This window comes from Streptomyces sp. NBC_01003 (assembly GCF_045162695.1).
GTDB lineage: Bacteria > Actinomycetota > Actinomycetes > Streptomycetales > Streptomycetaceae > Streptomyces.
The window spans coordinates 6,521,284-6,543,390 of sequence record NZ_CP108707.1; the positions used below are offsets into that span (position 1 = coordinate 6,521,284).

At 72.1% G+C, this 22,107-nt stretch carries 20 protein-coding genes; 5 read left to right on the forward strand and 15 right to left on the reverse strand.

Annotated elements, in window-relative coordinates; all coding sequences use genetic code 11:
• Positions 1-25: 25 nt before the first annotated feature.
• The 15 genes from OG698_RS29775 to OG698_RS29845 form a co-directional block, all read right to left on the reverse strand.
• Positions 26-1,357 (reverse strand): vWA domain-containing protein, encoded by a 1,332-nt coding sequence (locus OG698_RS29775; RefSeq protein WP_406106657.1) that lies wholly within the window; start codon positions 1,355-1,357, stop codon positions 26-28.
• 80 nt (positions 1,358-1,437) lie between these two features.
• Entirely contained in the window at positions 1,438-2,763 is a 1,326-nt protein-coding gene (locus OG698_RS29780) for a PP2C family serine/threonine-protein phosphatase (protein ID WP_406106659.1), read from the reverse strand.
• 4 nt (positions 2,764-2,767) lie between these two features.
• Complete coding sequence (locus tag OG698_RS29785; protein WP_406106661.1) at positions 2,768-5,329, reverse strand: tetratricopeptide repeat protein; 2,562 nt, start codon at positions 5,327-5,329, stop codon at positions 2,768-2,770.
• The gene (locus OG698_RS29790; RefSeq protein ID WP_399977951.1) at positions 5,326-6,642 is read right to left on the reverse strand and encodes a hypothetical protein; all 1,317 of its coding nucleotides are present in this window, start codon (positions 6,640-6,642) and stop codon (positions 5,326-5,328) included. Before OG698_RS29790 ends, OG698_RS29785 begins: the two co-directional genes overlap by 4 nt.
• An 84-nt stretch (positions 6,643-6,726) precedes the next feature.
• Positions 6,727-7,731, reverse strand: coding sequence for a glutamate ABC transporter substrate-binding protein (locus tag OG698_RS29795; protein ID WP_406106663.1), 1,005 nt, complete (start codon positions 7,729-7,731; stop codon positions 6,727-6,729).
• Between the two features lie 17 nt (positions 7,732-7,748).
• The gene (locus OG698_RS29800) at positions 7,749-9,134 is read right to left on the reverse strand and encodes a hypothetical protein (RefSeq protein WP_406111365.1); all 1,386 of its coding nucleotides are present in this window, start codon (positions 9,132-9,134) and stop codon (positions 7,749-7,751) included.
• Positions 9,135-9,423: 289 nt separating this feature from the next.
• On the reverse strand, positions 9,424-9,900 hold the full coding sequence (locus tag OG698_RS29805; RefSeq protein WP_406106664.1) for a hypothetical protein: 477 nt from the start codon (positions 9,898-9,900) through the stop codon (positions 9,424-9,426).
• Positions 9,897-10,409 carry an RNA polymerase sigma factor gene (locus OG698_RS29810; protein WP_406106665.1) on the reverse strand — a complete coding sequence of 171 codons (513 nt, stop codon included), beginning with the start codon at positions 10,407-10,409 and terminating at the stop codon, positions 9,897-9,899. The genes OG698_RS29805 and OG698_RS29810 overlap by 4 nt, the downstream gene beginning before the upstream one ends.
• Positions 10,399-10,863, reverse strand: a complete 465-nt coding sequence (locus OG698_RS29815; RefSeq protein WP_406106666.1) for a DUF3995 domain-containing protein — start codon at positions 10,861-10,863, stop codon at positions 10,399-10,401. Before OG698_RS29815 ends, OG698_RS29810 begins: the two co-directional genes overlap by 11 nt.
• A gap of 82 nt (positions 10,864-10,945) precedes the next feature.
• Positions 10,946-11,938, reverse strand: a complete 993-nt coding sequence (locus tag OG698_RS29820) for an N-acetylglucosamine kinase (protein WP_406106668.1) — start codon at positions 11,936-11,938, stop codon at positions 10,946-10,948.
• Positions 11,929-13,194 carry a 6-phospho-beta-glucosidase gene (locus tag OG698_RS29825; RefSeq protein WP_406106669.1) on the reverse strand — a complete coding sequence of 422 codons (1,266 nt, stop codon included), beginning with the start codon at positions 13,192-13,194 and terminating at the stop codon, positions 11,929-11,931. Before OG698_RS29825 ends, OG698_RS29820 begins: the two co-directional genes overlap by 10 nt.
• 8 nt (positions 13,195-13,202) lie before the next feature.
• On the reverse strand, positions 13,203-14,120 hold the full coding sequence (locus tag OG698_RS29830; RefSeq protein WP_406106671.1) for a carbohydrate ABC transporter permease: 918 nt from the start codon (positions 14,118-14,120) through the stop codon (positions 13,203-13,205).
• A gap of 5 nt (positions 14,121-14,125) precedes the next feature.
• The gene (locus OG698_RS29835) at positions 14,126-15,061 is read right to left on the reverse strand and encodes a carbohydrate ABC transporter permease (RefSeq protein ID WP_406106672.1); all 936 of its coding nucleotides are present in this window, start codon (positions 15,059-15,061) and stop codon (positions 14,126-14,128) included.
• 17 nt (positions 15,062-15,078) lie between these two features.
• Complete coding sequence (locus tag OG698_RS29840; protein WP_406106673.1) at positions 15,079-16,416, reverse strand: ABC transporter substrate-binding protein; 1,338 nt, start codon at positions 16,414-16,416, stop codon at positions 15,079-15,081.
• 71 nt (positions 16,417-16,487) lie between these two features.
• A complete protein-coding gene (locus OG698_RS29845; RefSeq protein ID WP_356081464.1) occupies positions 16,488-17,666 on the reverse strand; it encodes an ROK family transcriptional regulator in 1,179 nt (392 codons plus the stop codon).
• Positions 17,667-17,852: 186 nt separating this feature from the next.
• Between OG698_RS29845 and OG698_RS29850 the strand changes: the two genes are divergently transcribed.
• Genes OG698_RS29850 through OG698_RS29870 form a run of 5 tightly spaced genes read left to right on the forward strand, consistent with a single transcriptional unit; the run spans position 17,853 to position 22,099 of the window.
• On the forward strand, positions 17,853-18,413 hold the full coding sequence (locus tag OG698_RS29850) for an RNA polymerase sigma factor (RefSeq protein ID WP_327577648.1): 561 nt from the start codon (positions 17,853-17,855) through the stop codon (positions 18,411-18,413).
• Positions 18,410-19,369, forward strand: a complete 960-nt coding sequence (locus tag OG698_RS29855) for a zf-HC2 domain-containing protein (protein ID WP_406106675.1) — start codon at positions 18,410-18,412, stop codon at positions 19,367-19,369. The genes OG698_RS29850 and OG698_RS29855 overlap by 4 nt, the downstream gene beginning before the upstream one ends.
• The gene (locus tag OG698_RS29860) at positions 19,366-20,142 is read left to right on the forward strand and encodes an ABC transporter ATP-binding protein (RefSeq protein WP_406106676.1); all 777 of its coding nucleotides are present in this window, start codon (positions 19,366-19,368) and stop codon (positions 20,140-20,142) included. The genes OG698_RS29855 and OG698_RS29860 overlap by 4 nt, the downstream gene beginning before the upstream one ends.
• Complete coding sequence (locus OG698_RS29865) at positions 20,139-21,506, forward strand: hypothetical protein (protein ID WP_406106678.1); 1,368 nt, start codon at positions 20,139-20,141, stop codon at positions 21,504-21,506. The genes OG698_RS29860 and OG698_RS29865 overlap by 4 nt, the downstream gene beginning before the upstream one ends.
• Positions 21,503-22,099 (forward strand): hypothetical protein, encoded by a 597-nt coding sequence (locus OG698_RS29870; RefSeq protein WP_406106679.1) that lies wholly within the window; start codon positions 21,503-21,505, stop codon positions 22,097-22,099. The genes OG698_RS29865 and OG698_RS29870 overlap by 4 nt, the downstream gene beginning before the upstream one ends.
• Positions 22,100-22,107: the final 8 nt, after the last annotated feature.

Below are 22,107 nucleotides of genomic sequence, written 5' to 3' on the forward strand. Positions count from 1 at the left end.
CCCCCTCCGTTACTTCGCTACGTCATCACTTCTTGACACGGACAGTCTTCGTGGACCGGGTCTCGAGGGTCATTTCGTCAGCCTCGGCGACCTTGGCCTTCAATCGAACAGTACCTTCCGCGGCGTCGACCACGTCCACCACCTTCGAGAGCAGTTTGGCCGTATCCGCGTTCCCGGAGGCCGCGGCGAGCTGCACCGCGCGTCCCAGCTTGGCCGTCGCCCCGTCCGCGTCGCCCGCTTTGCGGGCATCCAGACCCTGCTGGATGACCTGTGCCAGTTCCGCCTGACCCGTGTAGTGCGCGACCTGCGGATTGATCGACGTGGACGCCGTCATGTCGTCCGTCCACACGGCCCGTACGAGTCCCTGCGCCAGGTTCTGCACGCCGCCGTCGGCCCCCGGGATCACCAGCGAGACGCGGCCCGCCAGCATCTCCTGGCCGAGCTCGGCGTTCGGGACCTGTACGCAGACGTGGTAGTCGCGGGACTCGTCGCCCCACGAACCCGTCGGGTAGTCGCCCGCGCGGGGTCCCACCTCGACGCGACGGTCCGTCAACTCCTCGACGGTGGGCGCTACTTGCTTCACGAACTTGATCTCGGCGCCGAGCGGCGTCCACAGCCGCAGCGAGACGTCCGCGACCTCCTTGCCCATCGCCGTCTCCATCATCCGCGTGAAGTCGGCGGCCAGGCCCGCCGGGTCCGCGACGATGTCGGCGCTGCCGAGCATGGCCGAGGCGATCCCCGTGACCTCCTTGACCTCCCAGTCCGTCCCCACGCCGCGCGCGTCACACGTGAAGCGGCCCGCGCACGCGTCGAGCGCGGCCTTCAGGTCATCGGGCGACTCGTGCTCGTTGCGCCCGTCGGTCAGCAGGATGCCGTGCCGTATCGACACGTCGGCGGCGGACAGGAGCCGGTCGGCGAGGCGCAGCCAGGTGCCGATCGCGGTGCCGCCGCCCGCGGACAGCTTGCGCAGGGCCTGCTTGGCCTGGTCGCGGGTCTGCGCGTCGGCGACCGCGAGCCGGCCACCTCCAGGGAAGACCTCCTTCGCCACATGCGTCCCGCCGATCACGGCGAAGTGCACACCGTCGCGCAGGGTGTCGATCGCGGCGGCGGTGGCGTCACGGGCGTTGCGCATCTTCGTCGGCGGGTAGTCCATCGAGCCCGAGCAGTCGACCATCAGCGCGACCGCCGCGTCGGCCCCCCGGCCCGCGGCGTAGAACTGCGGAGCGGCCACCGCGCCGCCGCCCGTCGACGTCACGGTCACGATCGCGTTGACCTCGCGGCCGCCCTCCGGCAGGAACTCGTTCTGGTAGACGTCGACCGAGAACTGCGGAACGTTCGACTTAGAGAACTTGGCCATGGTTGTTGGTCCCCCCTGCACCTTCGTGCACCTACGTGGAACTTCCCCGACGACCCGGCGACTTCCCCGCGCCGCCCGGCCTACGCCGATCCTGCCCCCGCGGGCGGCACGGGGAACGGCAGCACGGCCACTGTTACGTTGTCGTGGCCGCCGCCGTCGAGCGCGTGGCCCACCAGGACCTGGGCGCTGTGCAGCGGACGGTGCGCCGCGTCGGCCGGGATGACGCCGGCCATCTCCTCCGCGGTCTCCGCGTAGTTCCACAGCCCGTCCGTGCACACCACGACCACACCGGGGCGGTCCGGCTTGAACGAGGCCGTGTGCGGCTCCAGTTCGTAGGCGTCCGCGCCGAGCCAGCCCGTGATCGCGTGGGCGCGCTCGTCCGCGTACGCCTCCGCCTCGTTCATCAGGCCCGCCGCGACCATCTGTGCCGCCCACGAGTCGTCCTCGGTGAGGCGGGCCGCGGGGGCCGTGCGGTCGTCGGGCACCCAGTAGGCGCGCGAGTCGCCGACCCAGCCGACGATCAGCAGGTCCTTGGCGACGATCGCGCCGACCAGCGTGCACGCGGGCGCGTTCTGGTGCGGGGCGTGCTCACGGGCCGAACCGGGCTCCTGCGCCAGGACGTTGACCGCCTCGGCCGCCACGACGATCGCGTCGTGCATGGCCTGCTGCGGATGCGTGCCGCGCGGCAGCGACTCCAGGAGCGCCTCGCTCGCGGCGCGCGACGCGGCGAGGGACGCCTCGTCGGGGCGGGTCGCCGAGGAGACGCCGTCGCAGACGATCGAGACGACGGACGGCGTCCCGTCGGGCAGTGCGGCCGACGTGATCGCGAACGCGTCCTCGTTGCGGTGGTGGCGCAGCCCCCGGTCGCTGACCGCGGCGACCGCGCCCAGCTCCTGCTCCATGTGATCGCGCTCGCGCGGCTGCGCGTGCCCGCAGTTCTCGCAGTAGCCGTCCCGGTCGACCTGCCCGGCGCGGCACGCCACGCAGAGCTTCGTGCCCGCGGGCGGGGTCGCGAGCGACTCGGGCGGCACGGTACGGGGATCGGGGGCGGGCAGCGTGTAGTCGCCGGCGGCGGACTCACCGGCCTGCTCGGGAACCCCGTCGAAGCGCACGGCCGACGGCAGTTCGGAGCCGCCCGAGTCGGTGCCCTGTAGGTCGGTGGGCAGATGCACGGGCGCCGGGGTGTCGGAGCTGTCGAGCTCGGGGGCGGAGGGCCAGTCCACGGCGGGATTCTCCGCCGGCACCGCGCCGTCCGCGGCCGGCGTGACCGCCGGCAGGCCGTCCGGCGGGGCCGGCACCGCCGACAGGTCGTACCCGCACGCGCCGCAGAAGCGGTCACCCGACTCGAGGGGCTCCTCGCAGCTGGGGCACGTCGACATGGCCGTCGGCCGAGGCATCTGCGACATCAACTCACACCCACGTCCGTGGACGGTAACGGTTCGCCCGCTCCACCAGTTCGATCCTCTCCTCGCCAACCTGAGCGAGCCTGGCCAATGTCCGGTACGAGCGCTCGAGGCCGAGACGCAGCCCCCGCTCGTCCAGATCGTTCCCCAGCACCAGTGTCCTCACGGGTCCCTGGCGCGGAGCGGAACCTTGACTACCGGAGAGTACCCAGTCGAGCGCCGTGCCGAGGACCTCGGTGGACAACCGCTCCCGGCGCACCGCGTCGAGGCCGAACCCGTCCAGCGCCTCGACCTGGCCCGCCGCGGCCGTCAGGTCGTCGAGCAGCGGCCCGTGCGCGGCGGCCGCCTCCGCCATCCGCCGCCGGAGTCTGGCCCGCACCGCGGCGACCCGGGCCGCCGTGTAGTGGATCGACGACTCCGGTACGGACTCCAGGGTGCGCACGGCGCCGTGCCGGTCGCCCGCGGCGAGCTGCACCCGGGCCAGGCCGAACGCGGCGCTCACATAGCTGGGGTCGGTGGCCCAGACGAGGCGGTAGTACTCCGCCGCGTTGTCCAGTTGGCCGAGCACCTCCGCGCACACGCCGAGCGCGAGCTTCGGGGCGGGCTCACCCGGGAACGCGTCGTAGATCGCGTCGAACGACAGGGCCGCGTTCGTGTGGTCGCCGGTCGCGAGCGCCGCGACCCCGCGGTACCAGACGACCCGCCAGTCGTCCGGGTGCTGTGCCTCCAGCTCCGCCAACGCATGGGCGGCGGAGACCAGTTCACCCATTTCGAGGCGGGCCCGCAGCTCGCGCAGGCGCAGCTCCAAGGAGGTGGCGGGCGCGGCGCGCAGCGCGGTGATGAGCTCGCCCGGCGCGGACGCCATGAGCCCCGCGAGGAACCCGGCGTTCGGGTCGCCGGGGTCGACCCTCGGCACGGGGAGGGCGAGCGCGGTGGCGGCGGCGTTGAGGGGCTTCACCAACGAGGCGGGGGCGCCAGGGGTACCCGGGGCGCCGGGGAGTGCGGCGGTCGCGCTGCCCGGCGCCCCGGCGGGTGCGAGGGCGCCCCGTCCCTTCCGTCGCACCGGCTCCGCCCGTACCCCGAACCGCGACACATCGCCCGTCAGCTGCGCGAACAACTCCGTGTCCGTGACCTTGACCTCGGGCCCGAACAGCGTCGAGAGCGCAGGCCGCGGACGGCCCGTCTGGAGGGCCACGACCTCGCGCAGTACGCCGGTGAGCTGCTCCGCCATCTCCTGCGCGGACGCGAACCGGCGGGCGGGGTCGGGGTCGGTGGCGCGTACGAGGAGCCGGTAGAACGACTCGTACGTGCGGAAGACCTCGATGCTGTCGGGGTCGGGCAGGGAGTCCGCGAAGACGTTCGTGTAGCCCTGGAAGTCGAAGGTCAGGACGGCCAGTGTGCGCGCCACCGTGTACAGGTCGGAGGCGACCGAGGGGCCGACGTCCGCGACCTCGGGCGCCTGGTAGCCCACGGTCCCGTAGATCGCCGACTCGTCGTCGTCCATCCGGCGGACCGCGCCCATGTCGATGAGCTTGAGCTGGTCCTCCGTCTGGATCGCGTTGTCGACCTTGAAGTCGCAGTACAGGAGGTTGCGGCTGTGCAGGTGCCCGAGCGCCTCCAGCGCCTCGATCCCGAACGCGCAGGCCTGCTCGACCGGGAGCGGGTCGCGCTTGCCGGTCGGGGTGCGGCGCCCGTTGGCGATCTCCTTGAGGGACTTGCCGCCTACGTACTCCATGACGATGTAGCCGTCCATGGAGCCGGTGCGCAGGTCGAGGTGCTCGACGAAGTTGTAGATGCGGACGATGTTCGCGTGCTCGATCTCGGCGAGGAAGCGCCGCTCCGAGATCGCCGCCGCCATGGCGTCCTGGTCACCCGTGTCGAGGAGGCCCTTGAGGACGACCCAGCGGTCGGAGACCGCGCGGTCCACGGCGAGATAGACCCAGCCGAGCCCGCCGTGCGCGAGGCAGCCCACCACCTCGTACTGGCCGTGCACGATGTCGCCCGTACGCAGCTTCGGCACGAACGAGTACGGGTGGCCGCACTTCGTGCAGAACCCCTCCGTGCGGCCCGGGCGTTCGCCGCGCGCGCGGCCCACCGGCGCCCCGCAGTCCGAGCGCGAGCAGAATCGCTTCCGCTCGGGAACCTCGGGGTTCTCCTGCACCATCGCCCGCGGGTCGGGCCGCGGCACGTCCGGCACCTGGACCAGGCCGACGCCGAGACGCCCGCGGCCCGACGACGCGGCCGAGGCGCCCGAACTGCGCACCGACACCGACCGCGACGTCGACTGTCCCGACAGGGAACGCGACAGCCGGCCCGAGACCGACCGGCGCGACTGCGAGGAGCGCGACGAGGAGCGCGAGCTGGCCCGCGACGACCGCGAACTGCTGCGCGCACTCGAGCTGTTGGAACCCCGGCCGCCGCCCGTGATGCCCGTCGGCGACGACCCCACCATGCCCGTCGGCGAGACCACCGGGGCCAGACCGCAGGTGTCGCAGTACAGCTCCCCGCCGCCCACGTCCTCGTACGAACCCACGCACCCGGGACGCTGGCACTGCCGCTGCTCGCTCATGATTCCCCCCTCCGGTCGGCGGGACCGCCCTGTTCGGGCACCCGCGGGACCAATACGTCGGCGGCCGCCCGCTGGTACCGCAGGACCGCGTCCTCGGCCGCGCGCAGATCGCAGGGCGCGCTCCACAGCATCCGCCGGGCCGCGTCGTAACGCTCCACGAGCAGCGGGTCCTCGGCGAACCCGAGCCGCGCCACCTTCGCCTTGTAGGCGTCGAGACGGCCGCGCAGCTCGGCACGGACCGCCAAAGGCTGTGTGACTTCCGTCAACGACTCGCGCGCCCGCAGGAGTTCGTCCTCGGCCTTCGTCTCCAGACTCTCCAGAAGCGGTGAGAGCCGGTGCCACTGGGCGGATCTGCGGTACTCGGCCGCCGTCGCCAGCTGCTCCTGGAGCGCCGTCGGCGGGCCGCTGACCGCGGGCACCTCGAACGCGGCGATCTTGGCGAGGACCTCGCCGCGCGCGGACCGCGCCTCGGCGAGCGTGCGGTCGGCGCGCGAGAGGACGTCCCGCAGCCTGCCGAGCCGGACCTCCGCGTCCTGCCGCACGGTCAGCACCGCGTCGATCTCGCGGCGCACCTCCTCCAGCGCCTGCGCCTCACGGTCGTACGCCGTCGTGTCGGGCCGGCCGCCGCCGGGCGCCGAACTGCCGGGTGCGGAACGCCAGTACGCCAGCGGATCGGACACGACGTCCTCCCGCAGCCGCGTCAGCGCGTGCGTGATCCGCTCCAGGTCGTCGCCCGAGGGGTGCTCACCCGGCCGTACGCCGACGGAGTGCGCGAGCTGACGCGTGCGGCCCAGCTCGGCGGCGAGGAGGTCTATACGGGCGGGCAGCGCCGACCAGACGGCGTCGGCGGCGACCACCATGTCGAGCGAGCTCGCGTACAGGTCGTTCATCCGCTCGACCAGGGCGGCGAGCGTGAACCGGTCGCTGAGCCGGGCGGGACCGGTGAGCGACGCGGGCGTCGAGGGTCCGCTTCCGGCGACGGTCACGCTCTCGCCGCGCAGCAGCTCGGTCAGCTCGACGAGGTCCTCACGGCTCGACCAGCGGCGCCGCGCCCGTATCTCACGGGCGGAGCGCAGGGCGGCCGTGTACGCGTCGAAGTACGTCCACAGCAGGGTGATCGCCTGGTCCGCGGCGGCCCAGCGCTCATGGGTGGTGCCGGTCAGCCGCGCGCCTTCGAGGAGTCTGCGGCCCGCGTGGTCCTGGAGGGCGAACAGCGACGTCTCGATCGCCTCGTGCTCCGCGCCGAGCCGCGCCAGCGCACGGTCCACCTCGTCCCGGTCCATCACCGGACCGGGGGGTCCCGTGACGCCCATCGATCACCTCTCCGTTCACATCGATGCCACCGGCTGCCGCCGGCCGCCGCTGTGCAAAGTGCCGCAAGCAGCGCCCGGCCGGGGCTACTTGTACTTCGGTGCGGGCGGCCCGGAGGCCGCGCCGAGACCGTCCTTGAGCCACGCGTCGTACGAGTCCTGCCAGCCGCCGTCCTTGCGGAAGTCCTCCAGGACCTGGTTGACCCGGCGTACCAGGTCGTCCGTGCCCCGCTTCATCGCCACGCCGTAGAACTCCTTGGTGAACGGCGTGCCCTTCAGCTCGACCGTGGGGTCCTGCGCGGCCTGGCCCGCGGCGAGCGCGCTGTCCGTGACCACGGCGTCCACCTCGCCGAGCTGCAGCCTGACGAGGCAGTCCAGCTGGTTCGGCACCGTCGTGGAGATGTCGGCGCCGGGGGCCAGCGTGCCCGCCTTCCGGTCCGCGTCGAGCCGGTCGAAGGCGGTCGAGCCGGCCGCCGTGCAGATCCGCCTGCCCGCGAGCGACTTGTCGTACCCCGTGATCGAGGAGGTCTTGGGCGCAAGGACCTGCTGCCCGGTCTGGAAGTACGCCGTGGAGAAGGCGACGTCCTTGAGCCGCTCGCAGCTGATCGTCATCGTGCGGACGACCATGTCGACGTTCCCGTGCTGTATCGCCGGGATGCGCTGGTTGGTCGGGATCGCGCGGAACCGGATCAGGTCGCGGTCGCCGAGGATCTTCTGGGCGATCTCGTGCGCCAGGTCGATGTCGAAGCCCTCGAGCTCGCTGGACTTCTTGTTCGGGTCGCGGTAGCCCCAGTGGTAGCTGTTCTGGTCGACGCCGACGATGAGGTAGCCGCGCTTCTTGATGGCCTTGACCGCCGCCCCCGACTCGCTCCCGGACGGCGAGAGGCTGCGCTCCGGTTCGGTGCAGTCGTCGGCTCTGGCCTGCACGCCCGTGGCCAGACCGGGGCCGCCGACGCCCGTGCTGCCGTCGCCGCCGGCGCCCCGGGTCAGGGGGAGCAGCAGCGCGAAGACCGCGGTCAGGGCGCAGGCGACCGCCATGGCCGCCACACCGCCCCAGCCGCGCAGGCTGATCCGCGTACGCCGTGCGCTCATCGCTGTCCCGCCCCCTCTCACCGGTACTCCGAAAGCCTGCGCCCGATGCCGAGCACGGCGCCCGCCGCGCCGAGGACGGCGAGCACGGCGGCGCCCACCGGGAGCCCCGTCATCGCGCCGCGCCCGTCGGTGGCCGCCTGCTTGAACTCCGCCTGCTCGTGCGTCAGGGCGGACTGCAGTTCCTTGTCGACGTTGTCGAAGCACTCGCGGGTCGGCTTGTCGTGCGCGGAGCCGATCACCTTGTCGAGCGCCCCCTGGTAGTTGCCCGCGTCGTCCTGCTCGCGGGCGTCCTTGTGGCGGTCCTGCCACACCCGCATGTTGTCACCCGCGGCCAGGACGGGCCGCTTGCCGTTGCTGTCGTCGGCGAGCTTCGTCGCGTCCCCGAGCTTCGTGGCGAGCGTCTTCATCTGGTTCTGGTAGTCCACGTCGAAGGCGTCCTTGGCCACGCCCTTCACCTCGACGGTCTCGGCGCCGCGGCTGACCAGCGTCAGATTCTCGTTGCCCCGCGCCTTGAGGGAGGCGATGCGGGCGTCGTGCAGCACGTTCAGCGAGCGGACCCCGTGGTCGTACGACTCGTGGAGACCCGCGCGGGCGACGCTGTGGCCGACGACGAGCCAGAGGAGGACGACCGTGGACGCGGCCGTCGCCGCGACCAGGCCGTGGTTGAGCACGCGGTTCGTGCGGCGGTAGTTGCGCCGCTGGGCCCAGGCGAGCGCGCCGAGCGCGACGACGCCGAGGCCGATCGCGGCCCAGGGGTAGGGCGTGGCGCTGTCGTAGTCCGAGCGGAGCCGCTCGTTCTCCTTCTTGTACAGGTCCTCGGCCGCGGGGAGCATCTGCTCCTGCATCGTCTCGTTCGCGTACCGCAGGTAGGCGCCGCCCAGCGGGAAGCCCTGCCGGTTGTTCGCCCGGGCGCGCTCGATGAGGCCCTTGTACTGCGGCAGCAGCTTGTTCAGCTTCGAAATGGCGGCCGTGGAGGGGGAGTCGGGGTCCGAGTTCGCCGCCGCCGTCACGAGCTTGTCCGCGGCCGTCCTGATGTCCTTCTCGTACCGGTCCCGCGTCTCGGCCGGCTCCTGGCCGCCCGCGAGGAACCCGCTGGACGCCGCCGTGTTGGCGTCGGCGAGCGAGCGGTAGATGTCCGCCGCGTCGGCGCTCAGGGGCTGGCTGCTGTGCAGGACGTCGTCCGCGGCGGCCGAGCGGTCGGTCATCTGCCAGGCCGTGACCGCGCCGAACGCGACGACGAGCAGCGCGAGCACGGCGCCGATGATGCGCAGGCGCCCCGGCTCCGTCGTCGCGGCGGCGCGCACCCGGTCGACGCCCTCCGCCCACGCGGTGCCGCGCGCGGGCGCGGCGGGCTCCGGGCCCTGCGCGTGCGGCGGCCGCACCTGCGGCGGCACGGACGGCATCGTGGGGGCGCCGACCGTCCCCGGCGGCGCCGCGCTGCCGTTCGGCGGTCTGTTCACTCGACCTCCCCCATGGTCATCGGTCCGTCACTTCCGTCCGGCGTGCGGGGAGCGCGGGCGAAGGTGCACGGCCGCAAGTATTGCCGCAGGGACCGGCATCCGCACAGCCATTGACTGGATCTTGTTCGGATCGACGTGTGAACACACCGGACCGCCCCCTCGCACGCTGTCGTGCAGCCCCTGCCCTTGAACACGTGAGACGAATCCGATCGGTTCCCTCCCCGCGCGCCGGTCACAGCAGGGCGGTGAGCCGCTCCAGGCTACGGCGGCCCTCACGGCGCACCCCCACCGGGACGAGCGCGGCCCGCCCCGGCACCCGTACCCCGCCGGTGAACGCGACCCGGGTCCCGTCCCCGTCGGGCGCCGCCGCGACGCCCAGCAGCAGGAACCGGCTCTGCAGCCAGCACCAGCCCGGACGGTGCACCCCGCGCAGCCGGGCCCGCATCCCGTACTTACTGATGGCCAGCGCCTCCACGCGCTCCCCGTCGCGGCGCAGCACACGCAGCCCCCGCATATCGGGTGCGATCCGCCCGAACTCTCCCTCCAGGTCGCTCAGAAGAGCCCACACGCGCGCGTACGGGGCGTCGACGCGCCCCTCGGTGACATGGGCGCCGCCGATGCCGGACGCGAGCGCGTGCAGTCTGCGTACGGGGTCGAGGTCCGCCCGGGGCCATTGCGGCCGCTGTGGTGGCTGAGGGGGCTGGGTCATGAGGTCCACGCCTTCCGGAAGGTGTCACGGGCCCGGGACAGCCGGGACTTGACGGTGCCCACGCGTACGCCCAGCAGCTCGGCGGCGGCGCGCTCGTCGAGACCCTCCACGTCGCGCAGGACGAGCACGGCGCGGTGCTCGGGGGAGAGCCGATCCAGTACATCCCGTATGTCTGCGGCGAGTTGGTGGTCGCCGCGCGCGGGCAGAGTGCTCAGGTCGGCCGGGACCGCGAGTGCCGAACGCCGCGCCATGCGGACCGCCTCGCGCACGGCGATGGCGCGGACCCAGCCGCGTACGGCCGCCGGGTCCTTGAGTGAGCGCAGTGAGCGGAACACGGCGACCAGCGCCTCCTGGGCCGCGTCGGCGCCCTGGTCGAGCGCGATCGGTCCGCAGATGCGCCCTACGTAGGGGGCGAGTTCGTCCAGGAGAGTGGCCATGGCGAGGGTGTCGCCGCGCTGGGCGGCCCGCACGAGGCGTACGGTCGCGGCCCTGTCATCGTCATCGGACACGTACGGCATCTTCCCCGTGCGTCACGGGCTCCGGCCGGGCGACCCTGACCGCGGCCGCCGCGAGACCCGCGCAAAGCGGCGTGTACGCGCCCAGGTTGAGCCAGTAGAACGCGGTCTCGGGGTCCTTGGTGAAGAGCCAGTAGACCCCCGCGAGGCCTCGCAGCGAGAGGCCGGCGGCGACGGCCCACGTGCCCAGGCGCAGCAGGGTGTGCGGGCGGTCCAGGCGCGCGCGGGCGACGACGACGCCGCTCGCCGTGAACAGGGCGGTGGCGAGCGGCAGCAGGACGGGCGGGGTGAAGGGCACGTCCGCGCCCAGGACGGCGTACGACAGGCTCTTCACGTCGTGCGCCGGCCAGGTCGACCCGGTGGACCAGCAGAGGTGCAGCAGGGCGTCGCAGCTCAGTACGGAGGCAATGAGAGTGGCGGCGCGGCGGGCGGTGCGGTCGGTGGGCATGGGTGCGTCCTCCGGAAGGTGCGATGAGTGACCGACACCCTCCAGAGGACGCGTCCCGGCGAAACGTTCCCGACGACTTCGGTCAGCTTTCGAAGTGCGCCCGCACGCGCGCGTGCACGTCCTCGTCCGCCCCCACGGCGTCGAGGCCGAGCAGTGCCGCGCCCAGGACGGGCCGGGCGGTGACCACGCGCGGGACCGCCTTGGGGGCGCGCGCGGTGAGCATCTCCCGTATCCGGTCGTCGAGTTGGGGATGGCGCGCGGCGAGCACCGAGCCGCCCAGGAGCACGGGGGTCTCCTCGTCGAGCAGGCCGAGCCGGTCCAGGGCCACCACGGACATGGCCACGACCTCGTCGCCCATGCGGTCGATCAGGGCGCGGGCCACCGGGTCGCCGTCCGCTGCCGTCGCGAAGAGCACCGGCGTCAGCTCGTGCCGTCGCTGCACCGGGATGCGGCCCAGGTGCAGCGCTTCGATCAGCGCGTACATGGAGGGCAGCCCGAAGTGCGCGGGCAGGGAGCGCATCAGGGCGGTCGCACCGCCGCGGCCGTCCTCGGCGCGGGCCGCGTACCAGAGGGCCTCCTCGGCGAGACCGCCGCCACCGCCCCAGTCGCCGGAGATCTTGCCGATCGCGGGGAAGCGGGCGGTGCGCCCGTCGGGCAGCATCCCGACGCAGTTGATGCCGGCGCCGCACACGACGGCGACGCCGCGCGGCTCGGAGTCCTTGAGGAGCCCGGCGCGCAGGACGGCGAAGGTGTCGTTGCGTACGTCGACGGAGGCGGCCCAGCCGCGAGTGCGCAGCTCCGCCGCCAACTCCCTTTCCTCGACCGGGAGATCGGCGTTGGCGAGACACGCCGAGACGTGTCCCACCGTGGTCGTGCCCGCCTCGGTGAGCGCACGGTCGACGGCCTCGGCGAGCACGTCGACGGCGGCCTCGATGCCCACCTTGGGCGGCTGGAACCCGCCGCCGCGGGCCGCGCCGACGACGGTGCCGTCGGCCGCGACCACCGCGACGTCGGTCTTGCTGTTGCCGGCGTCGATCGCCAGCACCCAGCCGTTCACAGAAGAGCTCAGGCCCACGCGAGGTGCTCCCGGTTGTGGGCGATCAGCTCGTCCGTGAGCTGCTCGGCGTAGTCGATCTGGCCCACCAGCGGGTGTGCGAGCAGCGCCTTGAAGACGCGGTCACGCCCGCCGCGCAGGGCGGCTTCGAGTGCCAGGTCCTCATAAGCGGTGACGTTCGCGATGAGGCCCGCGTACAGCGGGTCGAGCGCGGGCACGGCCAGTGGCGTCGCCCCCTTGCCGTCGACCGCCGCCTGCACCTCGATCACGGCGTCGTCGGGCAGGAACGGCAGCGTGCCGTTGTTGTACGTGTTGACGACCTGGTACGGGGAGCCTCCGCCGCCGAGCAGCGACGCCGCCAGGTCCACGGCCGCCTCGCTGTAGAAGGCGCCGCCCCGCTTGGCGAGCAGCTCCGGCTTCTCGTCGAGCGCCGGGTCGCCGTACATCTCCAGCAGCTCCCGCTCCATCGCGGCCACTTGGGAGGCGCGCGACGGCTTCGTGCGCATCTCCCGCACGACCGCGTCGTGCTGGTAGTAGTAGCGCAGGTAGTAGGAGGGCACGACCCCGAGGCGGTCCACGATCGCGCGCGGCATGTGCAGGTCCTCGGCGATGGCGTCGCCGTGCTCGCCGATCAGGCGCGGCAGCACGTTCTCGCCGTCCGGGCCGCCGAGGCGGACGCCCAGCTCCCAGGTGAGGTGGTTGAGGCCGACGTGGTCGAGGTGGACCTGTGACGGCGTCACGTCGAGCAGCCGCGCGAACTTCCGCTGGAAGCCGATCGCGACGTTGCACAGACCGACGGCCTTGTGCCCGGCCTGGAGCAGCGCGCGGGTCACGATGCCGACCGGGTTGGTGAAGTCGATGATCCAGGCGTTCGGGTTGGCGCGGCGCACCCGCTCGGCGATGTCGAGGACCACCGGCACCGTGCGGAGCGCCTTCGCGAGGCCGCCCGCGCCGGTCGTCTCCTGCCCGACGCAGCCGCACTCCAGCGGCCAGGTCTCGTCCTGGTTGCGGGCGGCCTGACCGCCGACGCGCAACTGGAGCAGGACCGCGTCGGCGTCGGCGACACCGGCGTCCACATCGCTCGTCGTACGGATGACGCCGGGGTGGCCCTGCTTGGCGAAGATGCGCCGCGCGAGGCCGCCGACCAGTTCCAGGCGGTCGGCCGCCGGGTCGACGAGCACGAGCTCCTCGATCGGCAGGGTGTCCCTCAGTCGCGCGAATCCGTCGATGAGTTCGGGTGTGTAGGTCGAGCCTCCGCCGACCACAGCGAGCTTCATATCGGTTCTCAGCCCTTTACTCCGGTGAGGGTGACGCCTTCGACGAAGGCCTTCTGTGCGAAGAAGAAGACGATGCAGACCGGCGCCATCACGAGGAGTGTCGCGGCCATCGTCAGGTTCCAGTTGACGCTGTGTGCGGACTTGAAGGATTCGAGGCCGTACGACAGCGTCCACGACGCCGGGTTCTGGGCCGCGTAGATCTGCGGCCCGAAGTAGTCGTTCCAGCAGTAGAAGAACTGGAACAGCGCGATCGCGGCGATGCCCGGCTTGGCCATCGGCACGATGATCTTCAGCAGGGTCCGCAGCTCACCGCAGCCGTCGACCTTCGCCGACTCGATGTACTCCTTCGGGATCGTCAGGAGGAACTGACGCAGCAGGAAGATCGAGTACGCGTCGCCGAACGCCATCGGGATGATCAGCGGCCACAGCGTGCCCGACAGATGGAACTGCTGGGCCCACACCAGATACATCGGGATCACGATGACCTGCGGCGGCAGCATCATCGTCGAGATGACGAGGATCATCGCCGTCCGGCGGCCGCGGAAGCGGAACTTGGCGAGCGCGTACGCGACGGGGATCGCCGAGCACACGGTGAACAGCGTCCCGAGGCCCGCGTAGAGCAGGGAGTTCTTCCACCAGTCGAGGAAGCCGTCGGTCTCGAAGACGGCCTTGTAGTTCTCCCAGTGCCAGGAGTCCGGCCACAGGTCGCCGCTCATCGCCTGGCTGTCGCTCATCACGGACGTCAGGAAGACGAACACGAACGGCAGGACGAACAGCAGCGCGACGGCGATCGCGACGCTGTGCACGGCGATCCAGTGCAGGACGCGCTTGCGGCGGGCGCGTGCGGCGGCGGGGCCGCGCTGACGCGAGACGCCCGCGGGAGCAGCGGTCGGAGTGGGGGTGGGGCTGAGTGTCGTAGACGTCATCTTGATCAGTCCTCCGCCGCGAGCAGGCCCGAGCGCTTGCGCATGAGCAGCATGGTCACGGCCATGGCGATGGCGAAGAGCACGAGCGAGAGGACGCACGCCGCGCCGGTGTTGAAGTTCTGGAAGCCCATCGAGTAGACGAGCTGCGGGACGGTGAGCGTCGAGTGGTCCGGGTAGCCGGGCTGGATGACGCTGCCGGGGCCGATGGAGACGCCGGAGGCGATCTTTCCGGCGACCAGGGCCTGCGTGTAGTACTGCATGGTCTGCACGACGCCGGTGACGACGGCGAACATGACGATCGGTGTGATCGACGGCCAGGTCACGTACCGGAACTTCGACCAGGCGCCCGCGCCGTCCAGCTCCGCGGCCTCGTACTGCTCCCTGGGTACGTCGAGCAGCGCGGCCATGAAGATCACCATCAGGTCGCCGATGCCCCAGAGCGAGAGCATCACCAGGGACGGCTTGGCCCAGGCGGCGTCGTTGAACCAGTTCGGTCCGGTGATGCCGATGTGCGCGAGAACCTCGTTGACCGGTCCTGTCGACGGGTTGAGCAGGAAGACGAAGGCGACGGTCGCGGCCACCGGCGGGGCCAGGTAAGGCAGGTAGAAGGCCGTACGGAAGAGGCCGGCGCCGGTCTTGATCTTCGTGATGAGCAGTCCGAGGGAGAGCCCGAAGACCACCCGCAGGGCCACCATCACGACGACCAGCCACAGCGTGTTCCACAGGGCGGGACCGAACAGCGGCATCTGCTCGAAGACGTACTTCCAGTTCCGCAGCCCCACGAAGTCGGGCTTCTGGATCTGGTTGTAGTGCATGAACGAGAAGTAGACGGTGGCGATCAGCGGGTACGCGAAGAAGACGCTGAAGCCGATCAGCCAGGGGGAGAGGAAGCCGAGCGTACGCAGTCTGCGTCGCGCGGGATTGGACAGTGTCAAGGCCATGATGGGACTCCCGCTCCTCAGCTCTTCGACTGAAGGGTGTCGGCGTCGATCTGCCGGTCGAGCTCGCGCAGACCCTTCTCGAGGTCGTGGACCTTGCCCGCCTCGACCGAGTACGAGAAGTCCTGCAGCGAGGTGACGTACATGCCGCCGTTGGTGGAGGGCGGCATGACCTGGCTGTACTTGTTCTGCGCGATGTCCAGGAAGGTGCGGAACGTCGGATCGGCGTCCAGCTTCGGCGACTTGAGGGCGGCGAACGTGGACGGCACGTTGTGGATCGCGTTGGCGAAGCTGACGACCTGATCGGTGTCGGCGGTCAGGAACTTCACCAGCTCCCAGGCCGCGTTCTGGTGCTTGCTGCTGTGCGCGATGCCCGCGACGGTGCCGGTGAGATAGCCGCGCCCGTACGTCTCGGCCTGGTCGTCGGGGACCGGCAGCGGTGCCACGCCCCAGTCGAAGCCGACCTTGGCCTCGTTCATCATCAGGCCGCGCCACTCACCGTCGAGATGCATCGCCAGCTTGCCGTTCATGAACGCGTTCTGTGTGGACATCTCGTCACCGAAGGACGTGCGGAAGCGCTCCAGGGCGTTGTAGCCGCCCTGCGCCTCGACGAGCTTGTGGGCGGTGTCGAAGAACTTGTACGTCGCCGGGTCCTTCGCGAGCCGCGAGTCGCCCTTGGCGTCGAAGTAGGTGGGGCCCCACTGGGCGAAGAGCCGGTCGGGACTGTTCTGGTAAAGGCGGAAGTTCGGCATGAAGCCGACGCGCTTGTAGGAGCTGCCGGCGCGCTTCGTGAGCTTCTTTGCGTCGGCCTCGAACTCGGACATGGTCCGCGGCGGCCGGCCGATGCCCGCCTCCTTGAACGCGTCCTTGTTGTAGTACATCCCGTAGGCGTCGGCGAGCAGCGGCAGGGCGCACTGGTTGCCGTCATAACTCGTGTAGTCCAGGAGGGTCTTGGGGAAGACCTTCGCCTTGTCGAGGCCGCTCTTCCTCATGAACGGGTCGAGGTCCGCCCACATGCCGGAGTCGCAGTACTGGCCCACGTTGTTGGTGGTGAACGAGGTCACCACGTCGGGTGCCTTGTCGCCACCGGCCCGCAGCGCCTGGTTGATGGTGGCGTCCGTGACGTTTTCGGTGGACTCCACCCTGATGTTCGGGTGGAGCTTCTCGAAGCGGGCGATCGAGTCGTTGATCGCCTTCACCTCGCCGGGGGCCGACCAGCCGTGCCAGAACTTCAGCGTCACGGGCTTCGTCGGGTCGTCGTCGGCGCTGCCGACACTCGGGTTGGCGCAGCCGGACAGCAGCAGTCCGGCCGCGGCGAGCGCTACGGGCGCGCGCAGGGGTATACGCCATCGCGGCATGGCGAACATCCTTTACCTGTACGGGAGTTGGAGGAAGTGACGAAAGGTGGGGGAGGGGGAGGGGAGCGGGGTCAGACGTTGCTGGTGTCGAAGACGATGTCGCGGGCCTGGGTCAGCGCCGAGCGCAGGGCGCCGGTGAGGATCGGGTCGTCGTCGAGATCGCTGATACGCAGCTGGGGCCGCGGCAGGGCGAGCCCGGTGAGTTCGTCTTCGACGCGGACGCGCAGCGCCTCGCCGCCGGCCTGGGCCACCTGTCCCGACAGGACGACGAGCTCGGGGTCGACGACGGCGACGACGGCGGCGAGCCCGGTGGCCAGGCGGCGGGCCACCTCGTCGAGCACGGCGGGGTCGGCGAGGGCCTCGCCGAGGTCCTTGGCGCCCCCGGCAAGCAGCCGCACGGCGGGCGCGGCGACCAGACTCTGGAAGCCGCCCCCCGCGTCCTCGCCGGCGATCTCCTCCTCGCCGCCGCGCGCCAGCGGGGCGCCGGGCAGCGGCATGTAGCCGATCTCGCCCGCGCCGCCGGTCGCGCCCCGCAGGAGCACGCCGCCGAGCACGATCGCCGCGCCGACACCCTCGTCGACATAGGCCAGCACGAAGTCGTCGTGGTCCTGCGCCGCGCCCTCGTACTGCTCGGCGATGGCGGCGAGATTGACGTCGTTCTCGATGGAGACCGGGGTGCCGAGGACCTCGGCGAGCTCGGCGAGCAGGGTGCGCGAGTGCCAGCCCGGCAGATGCGGGGCGTACCGGAGCTGGCCGGTGTGCGGGTCGATGGCGCCGGGGGTGCCGATCACGGTGGCCGTGATGTCGTCGTGGCCGAGCCCGGCCCGCCGCAGAGCGCCGTCGAAGGCCTCGGCGACGAGCTGGGCGGTGCGGTTGCGCACGTCGTCGGCGACGGCGACGGCCTCGATACGGCAGCGGCCGCGCTCGGCGCCGGCGATGTCGGCGACCACGGCGGTGATCCCGGTGGGGTCCGCGGAGACGGCCACGATGTGGGCGGCGCCGGGGTGGATCTCGTACAGCACGGCGTTCGGCCCGGGCCGGCCGGTCTGGCTGCCCGTGGTGCGCACCAGGCCCACCGCTTCCAGCCGGCTGAGCAACTGGGAGGTGGTGGGCTTGGACAGTCCGGTCAGCTCCCCGATCCGGGTGCGGGTCAGTGGGCCGTGCGCGACGAGGAGGTCGAGGGCCGCGCGGTCGTTCATGGCGCGCAGGACGCTCGGGGTACCGGGGGTTCCCGGGGCCGTACCGGCCATGACCTGTCTCCTCGCAGCACTGTTAGGAAGGTTTCCTATTGGGTGCGAGGAACGTAAGCCGTGGGTGAAGGCGGCGTCAATAGGGTGCGGCCGGGCGGTGGCCAAGTCGTTGTCCCGGTCGAGCCCGCCCCGTGAACCGAAGCGGCGCGCGCCGTCGATAGAGGGGTTGTGAGACTGTTCCGCCCCATGGGGGGCCAGGGAGACGACGACTCGGACGCGGCGTTGCTGCGCGCCGTCGCCGGCGGGGACTCCGCCGCGATGGCCGCGCTCTACGACCGGCACGCCGGATGGCTGCACGCGCGGCTCAGCCGGCGGTGCGCGGATCCCGAAGTCGTCCGCGAAGTACTGCAGGACACCTTCGTCACCGTGTGGCGCTCCGCCGCCTCGCACCGGGGCGCGGAGGCCGGTGGCTGGCTCTGGGTGATCGCCGCACGAAGGCTCGTCGACGCACGACGGGTTCAGGAGCGCACCGAGCAGATCGCGTACGCACCCACGGCCGACGTCCCTTCCGTCGAGGAGCACGTGCTCGACGGGCTTGAGTACGGCGATGTGGGCACCGCGCTCGGCCGTATCTCGCCCGAGTTGCGTGAAGTGCTGCGCGCCACGGTCGTCGACGGTCTGACGACCCGGGAGGCCGCCCGCCTGCTCGGCATACCGGAAGGCACCGTGAAGACCCGGGCGATGCGGGCACGGCGTGAACTGCGCATCGCACTCGGCCAGTTGACGCCGATGGGAGGCACCGCATGAGCGGCGAACGGCACGGATCGGCTTGGCACGTCGGCGAGGAACTCGCCGCGCGCTACGCGGACGGGCTCCTGACCGAGACGGACGACTGGTCCGTGGAGAAGCATCTGGAGAGCTGCGGGGCGTGCGCCACGCGGGTGTCCCGGGCGGTACGGGCCGGGACCGCCGGGACCGAACTGGCGGAGATCCGCGCGGCCGTACTCGCCGATATTCAGGCGGAGTTGCCGACCGCCGTCGAGGGGGCCGCGTCGCCGCAGGGCCACTCCATGCCGACGGGGCCGCACCGCCCGCGACGTGGGCGGCTCCTGTGGGCCGCGGGACCCGCGCTGCGCGGCCCCTGGGCCCTGGCCCTGCTGCTCGTCGCCGCGGGGGCCGTCGGGCTGGGGAAGGCCGGAGGGTACGAGGCCGCCCGGCCCCTGCTGCTCGCCCTGGCCCCCGTGCTGCCGGTCGCCGGGATCGCCCTGTCCTACGGGCGGCACGCGGACCCGGCGTACGAGCTCGCCGCCACCTCGCCCTCGGGCGGGCTGCGGCTGCTCCTGACGCGCGCGGCCGCCGTCCTCGCAGTCTGCGTCCCGCTGCTCACCGCTGCGGGGCTGCTGCTGCCCGGCACGATGAGCGCGGGCCACGGCGGGCCCGTCCCGTACGAGACACGGGTGCCCGGCGCCGCCGCCTGGCTGCTGCCGGGACTCGCCCTGACGCTCGCGTCGCTGGCGCTCACCGCGTTCCTCGGCTGCCGCACCGCGACCCTCCTCGTCGGCGGCGGCTGGCTGCTCGCACTCGTGGTGCCCACGGCCGCGCGCGGCGACAGCCCCGGCCGCCTCACGGAACGGCTCACCGAACAGATCTCCCTCTATTTCGACGGAGCGGCGGCACAAGCGGGCTGGGCGGCCGCCATAGCGCTGTCCGGCGCTGTCCTCGCCGTCTGCCGCTCCGCATACGACCACCTGGAGAAGGCGTGAGCACGATTCGAGTGACCGGACTGACCGTCCGGCACCGCAAGGCCCCCGCCCCCGCGCTCGACGGCGTCGACCTCGAGTTCGGCCCCGGCGTCCACGGCCTCCTCGGCCCGAACGGCGCGGGCAAGACCTCCCTCATCCGGGTGCTCGCCACCGTCGCCGAACCCACCGGCGGCCGGGTGGAGATGCTCGGCGGCGACCTGCGCAAGCCGCGCGAGCGCAGCACGGCCCGACGCCAACTCGGCTATCTGCCGCAGCACTTCGGCTACTACCCGGGCTTCACCGTGCGCGAGTTCGTCGCGTACGTCGCCTGGCTGAAGGAGATGCCCGCCGCGCTCACGCCCGACGCGGTCGAGCGGGCCGTCGAGCGCGTCGGCCTGACGGACCGTATCGACGCGAAGATCAAGAACCTGTCGGGCGGCATGGTGCGCCGCGTCGGGATCGCGCAGGCCATCGTGAACGACCCGTTGGTGCTCCTCCTCGACGAGCCGACCGCCGGCCTCGACCCCGAGCAGCGGGTCGAATTCCGTTCGCTGCTCCGCGAGTTGGGTCTGGGAGCCACCGTCATCGTCTCCACCCATCTCGTGGAGGACGTCGCGGCGGCCTGCACCCAGGTGACGCTGATCGAGACCGGCCGGATCGCCTACCGCGGCACCCCCGCGTCCCTCGCCGCCCTCGGCACGGACGGCGACGAAGCCGACGGCAACGCCACCGAACGCGGCTACACGGCCGCCCTCCGAGGCCATCGCGCGGCCACGGCCGGAGCGGGCCGATGACCACAGACGTCCAGGCACCCGCCACCGCCCCACCGGCGCCGAAAGCACCCGGCCGCACCCGCCACCCCCTGCGCGCCGAGCTGCTGCGCGGCTTCGCCCCGTGGTCCGGGCTCGCCGCACTGCTCAGCGTGGGCGGCCTCATGGCGTCCAAAGCAGCCCAGTGGCAGGGCAGCTGGCCCGAGACCATGAGCAACCTGCATCTCGCGGCCGCCGCCTTGACCGTCCCCCTCGCCCTCGCTGCGGGCGCCTGGCAGGGCGGGCGGGAGCGCCGGACGCGGATGGGCGAGCTGAGGGCGTCGATGCCGCGGGGCCCGCTGGCACAGTTCATGGTCTGCGCGCTGCCCGTCGCGCTGTGGGTGATGGGCGGATACGCCCTCGCGGCCGTCGGCTCGCTGCTGGCCAGCCTGCCCTACACGTCCGCCGGACACCCCCTGCCGCTCGTGCTCCTCGGCGACGCGCTGACGGTCGGCGCGTGCGCACTGCTCGGGCATGTGGCGGGCCGGACGGTGCCGTGGCGACTCGCGGCCCCGGTGCTCGCCCTGGGCGGCTACGTCCTGTTCGGCCTCGCCTCCACTGCCGACTCCGCCGTCCGCTTCGTCGGGCCCGCCGGAGGGTTCCCGCTCGGCAGCACCACGGTGCCCGTGTGGTGGCAGCCCCTCGTCTTCGCCCTGTGGGGGAGCGCACTCGCCCTGACGGCGGTCCTCGCGCACACGGCGCGCCGTCGCGCCACCGCTCTCGTCCCCCTGGTGGCCGCACTCGCCGCGGCCACCGTCCTCGTACAGAGCGGGGAATCCATGTGGCAGCGCAACCCCCTCACCCAGCGCCAGGTGTGCGACGACTCCACTCCGCGCCTCTGCGTCAGCGCCGCCTACCCGGGGATGCTGCCCAAGGTGTCGGACGCCCTTTCGGGGCTCATGGGCCGCCTCGACGGCGTACAGAACCTGCCGGTCCGTTTCGAGAACCTGCCGGGCAGGCCGCACGAGGACGAGGCCGAGCTGCCTGACCTCACACCGATCGGCTGGGGTGTGGTGCGCGGCGAGCTGACCGACCCGCAGCAGTACGCGTGGGAGGCCGCCCAGAAGCTCGTACGCGATGACTGCCCCATGCCGAAGAACCAGGACCCACGGATCGACCGGACCGACGGGGCGGTCCTGCGCTGGCTGGCCCCCAACCCGCTGTGGGAGCAGATCCACCTCGCCGAGTCTCGCGGCGACAAGCAGCGGCGCGCCGCGTACCGCGCCGACGAGGCGGCTCTGGACCACCTCAAGGCGATGTCCCCCGAGACGCGCCGCGCCTGGCTGAGCCGCTACTTCGCGACCGCCCGCGACTGCGCCCCCGATCCGAAGGAGGTCCCGTCACTGTGAGTGCACCCCTGGCTCTCTACGCCCGCTCGCGGGGCCTGCCCCTCACGCTCCTCATGTTCCTGTGCGCGGCGCTCTTCACCCTGTGGGCCGGGACCCGGCAGGACGCGTTCCTCGACCCGTACCGCCGCGTCCCCCTCCTCACCCTGGCCCCGCTGCTCACCTCCGCCGCGATCGGCACCAGCCTCCATCAGCACGCGGAAGAACTGGACCGCACGGCGGTACGGCCCTGGTGGCGACGGCGGCTTGGCCATCTGCTGGTCCTCACCGGCCTCGCGGCGGCCGTCCTCGCCCTCGCGGTGCCGGGAGACACACACGTCTACGGGGCCCCGGCGATGACCCGCAACGTCCTCGGAGCCACCGGCATCACGGCCCTCGCGGCGGTCGTCATCGGGGCGCGGCTCAGCTGGCTGCCCGCGATGCTGTACTTCTCGACCGTCTATCTGTCGTTCTCGTCACCCCGCATGCGGGAGGCGACGGTCCTGTCCTGGCCCATGCAGACGGGGCCGCAGCGCGGTGCCTGGGCCGCGGCGCTCACGCTCTTCGTGCTCGGCGGCGCGCTCTACGCCCGACGGGGCGCACGGGCCGGGCACTGAGGCGGGCA

Excerpts from the sequence above, each read along its gene's own strand:
- OG698_RS29775 (WP_406106657.1), bottom strand. The coding sequence starts at position 1,357 with ATGGCCAAGTTCTCTAAGTCGAACGTTCCGCAGTTCTCGGTCGACGTC.
- OG698_RS29780 (WP_406106659.1), bottom strand. The coding sequence starts at position 2,763 with ATGTCGCAGATGCCTCGGCCGACGGCCATGTCGACGTGCCCCAGCTGC.
- OG698_RS29785 (WP_406106661.1), bottom strand. The coding sequence starts at position 5,329 with ATGAGCGAGCAGCGGCAGTGCCAGCGTCCCGGGTGCGTGGGTTCGTAC.
- OG698_RS29790 (WP_399977951.1), bottom strand. The coding sequence starts at position 6,642 with ATGGGCGTCACGGGACCCCCCGGTCCGGTGATGGACCGGGACGAGGTG.
- OG698_RS29795 (WP_406106663.1), bottom strand. The coding sequence starts at position 7,731 with ATGAGCGCACGGCGTACGCGGATCAGCCTGCGCGGCTGGGGCGGTGTG.
- OG698_RS29800 (WP_406111365.1), bottom strand. The coding sequence starts at position 9,134 with ATGCCGTCCGTGCCGCCGCAGGTGCGGCCGCCGCACGCGCAGGGCCCG.
- OG698_RS29805 (WP_406106664.1), bottom strand. The coding sequence starts at position 9,900 with ATGACCCAGCCCCCTCAGCCACCACAGCGGCCGCAATGGCCCCGGGCG.
- OG698_RS29815 (WP_406106666.1), bottom strand. The coding sequence starts at position 10,863 with ATGCCCACCGACCGCACCGCCCGCCGCGCCGCCACTCTCATTGCCTCC.
- OG698_RS29825 (WP_406106669.1), bottom strand. The coding sequence starts at position 13,194 with ATGAAGCTCGCTGTGGTCGGCGGAGGCTCGACCTACACACCCGAACTC.
- OG698_RS29830 (WP_406106671.1), bottom strand. The coding sequence starts at position 14,120 with ATGACGTCTACGACACTCAGCCCCACCCCCACTCCGACCGCTGCTCCC.
- OG698_RS29835 (WP_406106672.1), bottom strand. The coding sequence starts at position 15,061 with ATGGCCTTGACACTGTCCAATCCCGCGCGACGCAGACTGCGTACGCTC.
- OG698_RS29840 (WP_406106673.1), bottom strand. The coding sequence starts at position 16,416 with ATGCCGCGATGGCGTATACCCCTGCGCGCGCCCGTAGCGCTCGCCGCG.
- OG698_RS29845 (WP_356081464.1), bottom strand. The coding sequence starts at position 17,666 with ATGGCCGGTACGGCCCCGGGAACCCCCGGTACCCCGAGCGTCCTGCGC.
- OG698_RS29850 (WP_327577648.1), top strand. The coding sequence starts at position 17,853 with ATGGGGGGCCAGGGAGACGACGACTCGGACGCGGCGTTGCTGCGCGCC.
- OG698_RS29855 (WP_406106675.1), top strand. The coding sequence starts at position 18,410 with ATGAGCGGCGAACGGCACGGATCGGCTTGGCACGTCGGCGAGGAACTC.
- OG698_RS29865 (WP_406106678.1), top strand. The coding sequence starts at position 20,139 with ATGACCACAGACGTCCAGGCACCCGCCACCGCCCCACCGGCGCCGAAA.